Source organism: Dietzia sp. CQ4 (genome assembly GCF_014145125.1).
Classification (GTDB): Bacteria; Actinomycetota; Actinomycetes; order Mycobacteriales; family Mycobacteriaceae; genus Dietzia; species Dietzia natronolimnaea.
In genome coordinates, this window is record NZ_JAALDZ010000201.1 from 1 (window position 1) to 12,360 (window position 12,360).

General features: G+C 70.0%; 10 protein-coding genes. 2 read left to right on the plus strand and 8 right to left on the minus strand.

Annotation, left to right across the window (positions count from 1 at the left end; translation table 11 throughout):
• Window positions 1-19: 19 nt before the first annotated feature.
• Complete coding sequence (locus tag G6031_RS19210; RefSeq protein ID WP_347238490.1) at window positions 20-1,030, minus strand: nuclease-related domain-containing protein; 1,011 nt, start codon at window positions 1,028-1,030, stop codon at window positions 20-22.
• 184 nt (window positions 1,031-1,214) lie between these two features.
• On the opposite strand from G6031_RS19210, the gene G6031_RS12145 reads away from it, so the two are divergent.
• Both G6031_RS12145 and G6031_RS12150 read left to right on the plus strand, forming a co-directional pair.
• Window positions 1,215-2,465 carry an LLM class flavin-dependent oxidoreductase gene (locus tag G6031_RS12145; RefSeq protein WP_182653396.1) on the plus strand — a complete coding sequence of 417 codons (1,251 nt, stop codon included), beginning with the start codon at window positions 1,215-1,217 and terminating at the stop codon, window positions 2,463-2,465.
• The gene (locus tag G6031_RS12150) at window positions 2,462-3,163 is read left to right on the plus strand and encodes a CE1759 family FMN reductase (RefSeq protein ID WP_182653397.1); all 702 of its coding nucleotides are present in this window, start codon (window positions 2,462-2,464) and stop codon (window positions 3,161-3,163) included. The genes G6031_RS12145 and G6031_RS12150 overlap by 4 nt, the downstream gene beginning before the upstream one ends.
• Window positions 3,164-3,180: 17 nt before the next feature.
• Here the strand turns inward: G6031_RS12150 and G6031_RS12155 are convergent, their stop codons facing one another.
• From G6031_RS12155 to mca, 7 genes are all read right to left on the minus strand, one after another.
• On the minus strand, window positions 3,181-4,233 hold the full coding sequence (locus tag G6031_RS12155) for a beta-mannosidase (protein WP_182653398.1): 1,053 nt from the start codon (window positions 4,231-4,233) through the stop codon (window positions 3,181-3,183).
• A gap of 113 nt (window positions 4,234-4,346) precedes the next feature.
• A complete protein-coding gene (locus tag G6031_RS12160) occupies window positions 4,347-5,975 on the minus strand; it encodes a glycosyltransferase family 39 protein (protein ID WP_182653399.1) in 1,629 nt (542 codons plus the stop codon).
• Window positions 5,976-5,988: 13 nt separating this feature from the next.
• Window positions 5,989-7,368: a glycosyltransferase gene (locus G6031_RS12165; protein WP_347238491.1), complete on the minus strand. Its 1,380-nt coding sequence runs from the start codon at window positions 7,366-7,368 to the stop codon at window positions 5,989-5,991.
• 71 nt (window positions 7,369-7,439) lie between these two features.
• The gene (locus tag G6031_RS12170) at window positions 7,440-8,780 is read right to left on the minus strand and encodes a hypothetical protein (RefSeq protein ID WP_182653401.1); all 1,341 of its coding nucleotides are present in this window, start codon (window positions 8,778-8,780) and stop codon (window positions 7,440-7,442) included.
• Complete coding sequence (locus G6031_RS12175; RefSeq protein WP_182653402.1) at window positions 8,780-10,696, minus strand: hypothetical protein; 1,917 nt, start codon at window positions 10,694-10,696, stop codon at window positions 8,780-8,782. Before G6031_RS12175 ends, G6031_RS12170 begins: the two co-directional genes overlap by 1 nt.
• A 132-nt stretch (window positions 10,697-10,828) precedes the next feature.
• Window positions 10,829-11,104, minus strand: a complete 276-nt coding sequence (locus tag G6031_RS12180; protein WP_241737332.1) for a hypothetical protein — start codon at window positions 11,102-11,104, stop codon at window positions 10,829-10,831.
• 44 nt (window positions 11,105-11,148) lie between these two features.
• Entirely contained in the window at window positions 11,149-12,072 is a 924-nt protein-coding gene (gene mca / locus G6031_RS12185) for a mycothiol conjugate amidase Mca (protein WP_179525714.1), read from the minus strand.
• Window positions 12,073-12,360 lie beyond the last annotated feature (288 nt).

Genomic DNA, 12,360 nt, shown 5'->3' on the forward strand with positions numbered 1-12,360 from the left:
AACCCTCACCAACCCGGGTTCAGCGGTGCCACGTCGTGGATCGCCTGGCGACCTCGTGGATTGCGTCGATCTCGCGTAATCCCAGTCGCTGCGGTTGCGACGTGAGGAATCGCCTGATGCGACGCCGGGGAACCACCGTCACAGCGCCATCTGAGGGCTGGTTCTTCACGGTGAATCCCCCTCGAGCTCCCACCACCGCGATCATCCCGACGACCGGGACCGGAAAGCCGACCTGCTCCGCGAGCAGACGGGATGCCCGCCTCGCCTCGTGCCGACTGTTGCGGATGTACGGAACCCGACTGCCGTTGACCATGAAGGTGTCCCCGCCCACCCAGATCGCCGCCTTGGGATGATTCTTGGAGTTCACGGTGAAGACGCCGCCGGGTCCGATCACCACGTGGTCGATATCGGCACCCCTCTCCCCCACGCGTACGGCGTGCAGGATCCTCCACCGGGCGTCCAGGCCCGCCAGCTGTTCGCCGACGGCCTGCTCACCGTCCGCGCCGATACGCCAGGCACGCTCGTCGGTCTTCGCGTCGACCAACCGGGCGAGCACATGGCGCACCATCCCCTGCGCCTCCCGCTCGGCGAGCGCTCGCTCGCGTGCGGCCGCCCCCGCACGAGCATCGGCGAGATCGTGCCACCTCGGTCCGGATGCCGTGGTTGGCACGGTGGTGTGCTCGCTCGACGGAGTTGGCGATAGACCGGTCACCGCCGCGACCGGCCCCGACTTCGACGACGGCGGTGTCGACGACGAGGACGGTGACGGCGCAGGCGCAGGCGCAGGCGCAGGCGACGGAACATCGGTCACCCATGGTTGTCGGCTCGACTGCTTCGCCGATTCGCGGTGCCGGCGGGCGCCCAGGTGGTCCTCGATCGCCTTGTGCAACAGCGGCAGGTTGGCGAGGTCGTCAGAGTGGTAGCGACCCGTCGCCAGATCGAGGAAGCCCAGGTCGGTTCCGCCGGGGGTCGCGGCATAGAGCCGGTCGTGGCCGAAACGGGACCACCTTCGGACGATCCACTCGGTCACCGGGCCTCCTTGCGGCAGTCGTGATGGCGATCGCCGAATACTCACATCCCGAGGCCACGGCGCGGAGGAGAACTCGCGAACCGAGAGGCGCCAAGGGTGAGGCGGAATACTCACAGCCCCCCTTTTGTTTGACATGTCAGCAAGTTAGGATGGAACGCACCAACAGACTGAAAGGCTCGCCATCATGCAGTTCGGGATCTTCTCCATCGCCGACATCACACCTGATCCCCTCACCGGGCAGGTGTCGACCGAGCACGAACGCCTCGAGGCCGTCGTCGAGTACGCGGTCCAGGCCGAGCAGGTGGGCCTGGACGTCTTCGCCCTGGGCGAGCACCACAACCCGCCCTTCGTCACGTCCTCCCCCACCACCACCCTGGGCTACATCGCCGGGAGGACCTCGGACATCATCTTGTCCACCGCCACGACGCTCATCACCACCAACGACCCGGTGAAGATCGCCGAGGACTACTCCATGCTGCAGCACCTCGCCGGGGGCCGGGTCGACCTGACCATGGGACGCGGCAACACCGGCCCGGTGTACCCGTGGTTCGGCCAGGACATCCGACAGGGTCTGCCGTTGGCGATCGAGAACTACGAGTTGCTCCACCGTCTGTGGCACGAGGACGTGGTGGAGTGGGAGGGCAAGTTCCGGACTGCTCTCCAGCAGTTCACGTCCACCCCGCGACCGTTGGACGGCGTCGCGCCCTTCGTCTGGCACGGGTCGATCCGCTCGCCGCAGATCGCCGAGCAGGCCGCCTACTACGGTGACGGGTTCTTCCACAACAACATCTTCTGGCCGATCAGCCACACCAAGCAGATGGTCGAGCTGTACCGCCGCCGGTACGAGCACTACGGTCACGGCTCGGCTGATCAGGCGATCGTCGGGCTGGGCGGTCAGTTCTTCGCGCGTCCCAACAGCCAGGACGCGGTGGACGAGTTCCGCCCCTACTTCGACAACGCCCCGGTCTACGGCCACGGCCCGTCGCTCGAGGACTTCACCGCCCAGACCCCGCTCACGGTGGGGTCCCCGCAGCAGGTCATCGACCGCTACATGACCATGCGCGAGCACGTGGGCGACTACCAGCGCCAGATGTTCCTCATCGATCACGCCGGCGTGCCGCGTAAGACGGTGCTTGAGCAGATCGAGATCCTCGGCACCGAGATCGTCCCGGTGCTGCGCCGCGAACTCGACGCGCTGCGGCCGGCGCACGTGCCCGACGGGCCCACGCACGCCGCTCGTGTCGCGGCACGTGACGCCGCGTTGGCCGCCGAGGGAGCGCCCGCGTACTCGGACGCCTACCGGTTCGGCACCGGCGACAACTGGACCGGCCTGACCGTCGAGGGCGGACAGCGCGCGCAGGAGCAGTCACTGGCCCGCGCCCGCCGCACCGAGTCCCGGCTCGCCCAGGCACCGGCGGGACGGGGGGACAAGTGACCTCCACCCACGCACCCGACGGACGGCCGCTGCGGTTGGTGGTGATCTCGGCGGGCACCTCGGTGCCGTCGAGCACCAGGATGTTGGCCGACCGGCTCGCCTCGGCGACCCGTGAGGCCCTCGCGCGCCACGGCAAGGACGTCGATGTGACGGTCCTCGAGGTCCGGGGGCTCGCCCACGAGGTCGTGGACGCCACCTTCACCCGATTCCCCGGCGACACGCTGCGCGCCGCACTCGAGGAGATCGCCCGCGCGGACGGGGTGATCGCGGTGACCCCCACGTACAACCAGTCGTTCTCGGGCCTCTTCAAGTCGTTCTTCGACGTGATCGACCCCGGCACGCTGACCGGGGTCCCGGTGGCGCTGGGGGCGACGGGCGGGACCGTCCGGCACTCGCTGTCGATCGACTTCGCGCTACGCCCGATGTTCGCCTACCTCAAGGCGGACGTGGTGCCGACCTCGGTGTTCGCGGCCTCCGAGGATTTCGGGGCCGTCGCCACCGGGGGCGACGGCGACTCCCTGGCCTCGCGGGCGGACCGCGTGGGCACTGAACTGGCCGACTACATGCTGCGCTTCGCCGGGGTGACCGGCGGCGCGGTGGCGCCGACCCGGGCGGACGCGGGCCGGGGCCGGAGGAGCGACGACGACGAGTTCGGCGATTTCGTCCCGATGGGCGACCTGCTCGGTGGTGCGGGCTAGCCGCGAGATCAGTACGTCTAATTCCGGGCCATCCGGGGCAGCGCCCTGATGGGGTCCTCCGGCCCGATGTCGAAGGTGCACTCGGCCGGCCTGGGGTCCGGGACGAACGCCCAGAGCATGGCTCCCGCGGCGCCCATGGCCTCGTAGTCGTCGATGCGCTCGCCGATCAGGACGGCACGATCCTCGAGGGAGAGGCACGAGCCCGCGGCGATCCCGAGCTCGGTCACCACGAGCGGCTTGTCGGTCTGCGCGAGGCGGAGTGGCAGGAATCCGGCGTTGTCGTAGTCGTGGTACTGGAGCACGTCCACGTACGGGGACTCCGCGATGAGCCTGTACCCGTCGGCGACCAGACCGCACTGGTCACCTCCCAGGAGGCCGGCGGTGATGAGTCGGCCGGGGTCGCGTTGCCGGATCAGCTGTCCGACCTCGTCGGTCCACTCGCGGAGAACCTCCGCCGAGTCGGCCGGGCAGGTCCGGTACAGCCAGTGACAGTCGGCGGTTCCGCAGACCGCGGTCTCGGGTTCCCCGATCGGCTCCCACGCCGCGATGACCGGCGACCCCGACCACCGTTCGACCGCGGTGGTGACCCAGTCGCGGTAGCTCAGCGGCATCGCGGTGGGTTGTTCCCAGCCGCCCAGGTACCAGTCGCGGTCCTTGTACTGTTCGTCCTCGCAGGCCCCGTCCTGGCCCACGAGAACCGGGATCACCATCTGCTCGTGGAGCTCCGCCGCCGCGAAGACGGCGTCGATCGGGGCGAAGTCGAGCTCTCCGGTGAACTTGTTCACGGCGAGTTGCTGGAAGACGTTGAACCTCGTGACAGCCCCGTCGGGAAGCGAACCGAAGTACTCGTCGAGGTCGACCATCGCCCCGCACCCCCGGTTGATGCTCCAGTCGGTCGCCAGCTGGTAGGCGTTGAGCCCGGTCGGCCACCAGGGTTGGCCGTCGAGGTGGAGTTCACCCCCGGAGACCGTCGCCCTGTGCGGCTGGACCTGGGACCGGGAATCCGGCGGTGCGGCGCAGGCCAGCGTCATGACGAGCACGAGTAGTCCGACGAGCGGAGCGGTCTTCATGGGCTGACAATAGTCGACTATCCCCCGGCCTCCACCACAAACAGATGCGCGATCGGGGGATGCGCGGGGAATCGCCCCGGCATGCCCCGGGAGCGCCCCTGTCCACCGCCGACCTACTCGAACACCCGCCACAGTCGCCAGGTCGGACGGTCGCTTCCGGAGTTGACCACCTCGAACTCCAGGCTGCCGAGCTGGGCACCGTTCTCGTGGACCGTGGGATAGCGGAGGTTGAGCGCGTCGGAGGTGCCCCGTCCCTCGGCGGGCACGGTGAGGAGGAATCGCACACCGTGGGCCGCCGGGTCGTTGAGGATCTCGACGAAGTCGCGGTCCGACGGGATGACGAACTGCTCGGGCCTGGTCGTGGAGGCGATGATCGGGAAACCGTGGACCGTATCCATGATGACCGCTCCCTCGGGCAGGTCAAGGGAATCCAGGTAGTCGGCGAGCCGACGCTCGGTGTCGAACGACGCGACGATCGCCTCCTGCTGCAACCTGACCTCCGCGGGCCTGTCACCGACCTCGGGGAGGATCACCGCGTGCAGGGCGTGCTGCTCCTGGGACAGAGTCGGGGACACCATGGCCGCGGCGCTCAACGGGACGCCCGCCACGAGCAGCAGTAGTGCTGCCACGGGCACCACACGTCCCCCGATCAGCGAGTCCTGCGTCCGCACCGTCGCCCGGGGTCCGGGCCGTCGGGTGCGCATGGTGCCCCCGCGCGGTACGCAGAACACCGCCAGCACCACGATCAGGGGGACGGCACTGATGTAGAACCGCAGGAACGGGAACGTCATGCCGCGGAGGTAGGTGACAACGGCAAAGGCGAGCACCGCCACGAGGACCACCGCGGCCAGCGGTTCGGGATCCCGGCGGCGCACCGCCAGCGCCACGCACACCAGCAGGACCACTCCGAGCGCCGGCGCGAGCACCACGATCTCCGCCGTCGAGAAGGCCAGGGCAGACAGTCCCCCGGTGGAGCCACCGCCGGACTGCTCGAGGATCGCGGCGTTGCCGTAACGGGAGGAGAACTGCGCGAGCGCGCTGCCGGTCACCAACCAGCTGGTCGCCGCCCACGCGAGGAACGCCAGCGCGGTGGGCGCGGCGAGGATGACGCCGTCGAGGATCGCCGTCTCGGTGCGGCGGCTGCGCCGGTAGGACACCGCCGCGACGAACAGCGTCGCGGTGCCCGAGGCGGCCAGCGCGTCGTAGCGGGCGAGGTAGGCCATCCCGAGCGCGAAACCGGCCACCATCAGGTCGTGGACGTCGTCGGTGGTCATCCACCGGACCAGGCGGCGCACCGCCCAGACCACGAAGAAGACGAACAGTGCCTCGCTCATGCCGTTCGCGCCGTAGTAGACGATCATCGGGTGCAGCCCGAAGACCAGGGTGACCCCCCAGGTGAACCAGGCCGGGCACCGGCGCTCCCTCGCGATCGCGTGGATCTGGGTGACCGCCCCCGCCATCGCCGGGGCGCTCACCGCCACCGCCGTCAGGCTCCACCTGGTGAGCGCCGGGAACCACTCCGACAATCCGACCAGGGGCAGCTGGGCGAGCGCGGTGAGCGGGGTGAAGATGAAGCCGATGGCCGCCAGGTGCGGGTCGCGCGAGAGCAGCGCGGCCCGGGTGTCCGCGACGCGGCTCAGGGCATCGCCCTGCAGGTAGTTGGCGCCGAGCGACAGGTACAGCCCGACGGCCAGGTACAGGACGGTGAACGCCGTGAAGAGGATGAGGGGACGGGATCTCACGACGCCGGCCCCCTCACGACGCCAACCCGTGCACGGTCTTCTCCCAGTAGGAGGGGTTGGCGAAGAGCTGGTAGGTGCCCTTGATCGCCGCGATCGACATGAGCACCCAGTACAGCGGAACCGTCAGGCACGCCCACCACAGCGACGCGTTGCCCGTCTCACGGCACGCGATGAAGTTCGAATAGAGGATCGTCGAGTTGCCGAGCACCAGGCAGATCAACGCGGGGAAGTACACGTAGGCCGGGAAGACCTGCTCGATCACGGCCGGCTGTCCGAGGATCCAGGACAGGGTGATGAGCCAGAACACCATGTTGAGGCAGGCGATCACGGGGGTGCCGGCCAGCAGGGTCGTGAACCGGAACATGCTCACCGTGCCGAGGGTGCGCCACAGCGTGACCGGCTGACGCATGTGCACCAGCCAGGTCTGCAGGTACCCCTTGTACCAGCGGGAGCGCTGCCTGATCCAGTTGATGGGATCGGGATTGGCCTCCTCCAGGGTGGTGGAGTCGAGCACCGCGGTCCGGTGGCCGCGGGCGGCGATCCGGACACCCAGGTCGGCGTCCTCGGTGACGTTGTACGGATCCCACGCCCCGATCTCGGTCAGCACGTCCGCCTTGATGTGGTTCGACGTGCCCCCCAGGGGGATGGGCGAACTGGACTTCATCAGCCCCGGCAGGAGGAAGTTGAACCACAGCGCGTAGTCGGCGGTGAACCACGCGGTGAGCATGTTCTGCGACCCGTTGTGGAACGTCAGCTTGGCCTGGACGCACACCACGTCGTCGTCGAGTTCCGCGAAGGCCACGGCCACGCGCCGGAGCTGGAGGGGATCGGGGCGGTCCTCGGCGTCGAAGATCGTGATGATCTCCCCGGTGGCGTAGTGCAGTGCGTAGTTGCAGGCCTTCGGCTTGGTGCGGGGGTCCGCCGGCGGGATCCGGAGGATCTGGCACACCTCGCCCAGGCCGGCGGCCTCCGCGGCGTCGATCGTGACGTCGTCGTCGGCCTCGAGCAGCAACAACACCTCCAGCTTGTCCGCCGGGTAGTCGATGGAGCTCACGGCGTCGATGAGGTCGCCGATCACCTCCGGTTCGTTGTACGCGGGCACCAGCACGGTGTAGGTGGGCAGGTCGGAGTCCGCCACGGCGAGAGCGCGATCGTCCTCCACGTGGAGGATCGAGTCCCGGGCCAGGCCGCGCCCGAGCAGGAGGAGTCGGTCGGCGAGCGTGATGAGGTAGACGGCGGTGCTCACCGCCGTCAGCGCGATGAGGGTCGGCGTGGTGGCCACGACCAGGGCGAGGACGACCACGGCGATCCCGGCGAGTCCTGCCCACTTCTGCCAGGGCACGAACGGCACCGCCGCCGAGGCCAGCGGGTCGCGTTCGAACAACCCGTGCACGGCGTCGTGGAGAGCGGCCTCACTGCGGGCCCTGTCGGGGTCGGCGGGTTCGGGAGCCGTGAGCTCCGGACCTACTCGCCCGTCCACTGCGCCTCCACCAGATCGGTCGCGAGCTCGGTCAGCATGTCGAGGTCCTTGTCCTGTGGGTTGGTGTCGGTGACCGCGCCCTCCCCGCGCAGCAGCAGGTTGAGCAGACGAGAGAAGGTCGATCGCGTGCTGGGGATCGTCTGGGGGAACTCGGCGTCGAACTCGTGGTTGTCCACGGTGATGATCGTGACGCGCTGCACCCCGTCCCCCGCCCGGTTCCAGAGGAACGACATCAGGCTCCACGTGAGGAGGTTCTCGTCGTCGATCACCGTCCGGTATCGCGCGGACACCCCACGGTCCAGGGGCACCGTCCGGGGCGGGCTGACCCGGGCCGAACTCAGGTCGAAGGTCATCTCCAGCGGGAACACCTCGAGCACCCCGGCATCGCTGACGGTCAGCGTCTGCACCGCCGCGACCCTGGGGCGCAGGAGCTGGTCCCAGTCCGCCCTGACACGGGTGGCCCTGATCATCTGACGCTGGAGCGTGGCGGACGGACCGTACATCCGTTCCGCCCACGGGTAGTCGATCGTCTCGATCTCCTGCCATCCCGGGGGGACCGTCTGACCCGGTCCGCTCAGGGCGGCGGGCCCCGGCGCCACGCGTTCCTCGATCTCCGCCGGCAGCGGCGCCAGGGCGAGCAGCACGGCCACGACGGTCAGGAGCGGCGCGCTCCGCCAGGCCTCACGCGGAGAGACCACCAGAGACTTCCGGGGGGGACCCTCCGGGCGCCGACGACCACCCGCACCGGTCCGACGGAGTCGGCGGATCGCCTGCGGCCCCAGGATGATCAGCGGCCCGACCGACACCACGGCCACCATGACCGCCACCTGCGCCCCGCGGCCGCCGCCCAGGACGTAGACCAGCAGGCGCAGCACACCCGGGGTGGCGACGGTGAGCAGGAGCCAGGCGGGCCAGTACCGGAACGTGCGGCGCGTGCCGAACAGGAACACGGATCCGCCCAACAGGAACAGCCAGGCGGCGACGAAATCCAGATGCAACAGGACGTAGCTGCCCGAGTACCTGGGCAGGACCAGCCACTCGATCATCATCGCGATCCCCAGGATGATGGTCCCGGAGATCTTGTCGCTCTGCCGGTCGTGGATCGGCAACTCCGGCCGCCGCCGCAGGTGGAACGCCACCGCGGTGACCACGGCGCCGACCGGGGCTGCGAGGAAGACCTCGCTACCGGAGCCGGCCGTCACCTCCTCCGCGATCCGCGCCCACGACCGCCAGAACCCGGCGCCGACGAGCACCACGAGCAGTGCCCACCTCGCGACGTGATCTGCCCCCTCGCCGAGGGCCCTGGGGCGAGCCGGGGCGGCCATCACCGCCGCGGGCTGACCCGACGGCGCCGGGTGACCGCCCAGACGATCCCGGCGATCGCCGCTCCCGCCAGCGTAACCGCCAGACCGATGATCAGCGCGGTACGGACACCGTCGGTGCCCTGGTCCTGACTGGCGTCCACATCGATCGCCTCGGCCGTGGACAGCTCGATCGGCTCCCTGTCGGGGGCCGTGAACAGCACGTTGCCGGCCAGCATCGACCACCGACCCGGTTCGGAGTCCAACCACTCGAGGGTGCGGTCGAGTTCACCCGAGCCCGAGCTCGACGAGGCCACCAGGAGCGCACGGTCGCCGTCCTGGACCACCTGCATCGACGCGAAGTCGACGTCCTCGTAGAACCGCAGCGTGGCCGGCTGGCCGTCCCGCGCCCCGACCACCTCCAGCGTGCGGCCACCGGTCAGGGTCAGCGGGAGGTCGAGATCGGCCGGGGCGGAGTCGGACGTCACCAGCAGCCCCGGGACGTCCCCGTCCACGAGGGTCTCCACGTCCACCCACTCCGGGAGCAGTGGCGTCGCGGACAGCGCCTGCAGTTCGGCGAGGATCGTCACCGCCCGCGCGGTGTCCTCCAGTGACCCGCTTCCCGTGGCCACCTGCAGTCGGGGCAGGAGCGCCTGCGGGAGCGAGCCGAAGCCGGCCGGGGCGGGCGAGACGGGGTCGGAGACGCGCACCCGGGATGATCCGTCGATGATCAGACTCAGCGGCTGGAGGACCCCGCACGCCGCGCCCGCGCCCGCGGTCTGGAGCGAGACGGTGATGTCGGTGTACCTGTTCAGCGCGGCGGCGGGGACCGTCACGGTGCGGTCGAAGGACCCGGACTGATCGGCGGTCCACGAGTCCAACACGGTCTGCCCGGCCGTGACCACGATCAGCCCGCTGCGATCGGACGGCGGCGGCGAATAGGTCCCGATCAGATCGACGGCCACGTCCCCGGTCACCGTCCCCAGGCTGGTCTGGTCCAGCCCGAAACCCGCCGAGACCGACCCGACCGATCGCGCGGAGCGCGAACCCGGTCCGAGTTCGTTCAGGGTCGCCTCGGTCACCAGGGCGCGGGGCGCCGGGAGGGGCGAATCGAGGGTGGCCGAACCCGTGACGGCCAGCGACCACAGTTCACTCGTCACCGAGCGCATCTGGCGCCCCAGGCTGGCGGAGTCGCCGGTGATCACCGCGGTGGGGACGGCGTCGTCGGTCAGGTCGATCCGGGACTCGTCGGCTTCGCGGATCTCGGCTCTACGGGTGAAGGGCGAGGCGGTCGGAGCCCTGGGGCCCGACGCGGGGAGGACCTCGACCTCCAGTCCGCTGCCACCGAACCTCGTGGACGCCAGGAGGGCCAGCTGGGCGGCGGCCTCCGACTCGGCGTGGGTCGGCTCGTCCGGGAGGTAGATCTCCAGGCGCTCCAGGACCGAGGGGACGAAGTCGGCGAGGACCCGGGGGGACTCGGGCTCGCCGGCGAAGTCCACCTCGGAATCGCGGAGCTCCAGTGCCCGGTCGGTCCAGTCCGGGCACGCCTCGCCCTGGGAGTGCAGGACGGTCCGCAGGGTGAGGTCCAGAACGTCGTTGCGCACCCGCCCGCGATCGAGGGGGATGGTGACGCGTTCCGACTCGACGTCCGGCCGCAGATCGATCCGGGCCAGCAGCAGGTCGCCCGACCACGCCTCGAGATGACCCCGGTCCAGGTCCACGGGGAGCTGGACCGTCGTGCTCAGGGTCCGAGGGGTCAGCCCGGCGGGAACGGGGATCGGGATCGCGACCTCGGCGCTGCGGTCCGGGAACTGCAGCACCTCCGCCACTCCGAGCGTCGATCCGTCGACGACGGTCTGGGCACCGACCGGCGCGGGGAACGCGAGGAAGACGGCTAATGAGAGGGCGGCGGGGAGACGCAACGCGCGGGGCGAGAACACGGGAGGTGACACTACCGGCCGAGATGCCTGGTGACGGACGATCGGGCCGAGCTCCCCACCGCACCGCCCCTACCGGATGCGGCGCAGCGCGCCGGGTCGGATGCGTTGGGGCGCAGCGGGGGTCAGAAAGGGTCAGCGGGGATCGGCGGGTGCGCCCGGGGTCCCGCCCTCGACACCGGCCCGGTCCGTGCCCTCGTCGGCCAGTTGGTCCGGCTCGGGGTGATCGGTGTCGAAGGTCTCGGGCAGGTTCTTGATGTGCTTGTTCATGTTGCGGATCAGGAGGACCGTCGCGACCAGCAGGAGCAGGACCACGGGGATCCCGATCGGCGAGGCCTTGCCGAACTCCGGACCCATCGGGTGGTCGTTGTACCCGGGCGTGCCCGGCGACTGGTTCTGCGCGAAGACCATCGAGGTCTGATACGCCAGGATCTGGACGTCCGGTCCCAGGGTGATCATCTCGGGTCCTCACTCGTGCTCGGTCCGACCGGGAGCGCGACGTACGGGTCGACGCCCTCGAACAGGTCTGACTCGTATTCTCCCTCAGCCCGCTCTGGTACGGCCACCCGGCTTGCCGCGAGTTCGAACTCCTCGGTGGGCCAGACCCGCTGCTGCATCTCCACCGGGGCGGCGAAGAACCACCCGTTGGGGTCGATCTGCGTGGCGTGGGCCAGGAGCGCGGAGTTGCGTTGCTCGAAGTAGTCGGCGCACTCCACCCGGGTGGTCACCCGCTCCATGATGTCGGGGCGGTCTCCCCAGCGGGAGAGGAACTCGGCGAAGTGGCGGACGCCGTCGCGGGCGAAGAGCTCCTCGTCGAGCAGCTCGAGACGGCTCTTGGGGAAGCCGTGCGTGTAGTAGACCTTGGCCACGGCCCACGGCTCGCCGGTGCCGGGGTAACGGGCTGGGTCCGCGGCGGCCTCGTAGGCGGCCATCGACGCGGAGTGCACCTTCAGGTGATCCGGGTGCGGGTACCCACCGTTCTCGTCGTAGGTGATGATCACGTGCGGACGGAACTCCCGGATCCTGGCGACCAGGGAGCGGGTGACCTCGTCGTCGTCGGCAAGGGCGAAACATCCGGGAGGCAACGGCGGCAACGGGTCCCCCTCGGGCAGACCCGAGTCCTCGTAGCCCAGCCAGTGGTGGTCGACGCCGAGGATGTCGGCCGCGCGCGCCATCTCGCGGCGACGTACGCCCACGAGGTCGGCCACGACGTCGGGGCGGTCCATCGCAGGGTTGAGTATGCTGCCGCGCTCGCCGCCGGTACACGTCTCCACCAGCACGTTCACGCCCCGGGCCACGTACTTGGCCATGGTCGCGGAGCCCTTGGACGCCTCGTCGTCGGGGTGGGCGTGCACCGCCATCAGCCGGAGACCGGCCATCGTCGCACCTGCCGTTCATGAGAGCTCGGGGATCGGGATGACCCATTCTATGGACTCACCGGGCACCGGTGCCCCCGGGGCGGTCCGCCCGGGGCCCCCGGATACCCTGGGGACCATGAGTGAGCCGAGGTCGCACGCCGCGTCGCAGGCCGCGGGCGCCCCGCCCGCCGGGAGGTACGACGACACCGGGTCGGGCGTGACCGGCAAGGTGGTCGCCGGCTTCCTGGTCCTGCTCGTCGGCGCCCTCGTGGTGGCGGGCGCCGTCGCCGGTTACCGGCTCAGCGCCAC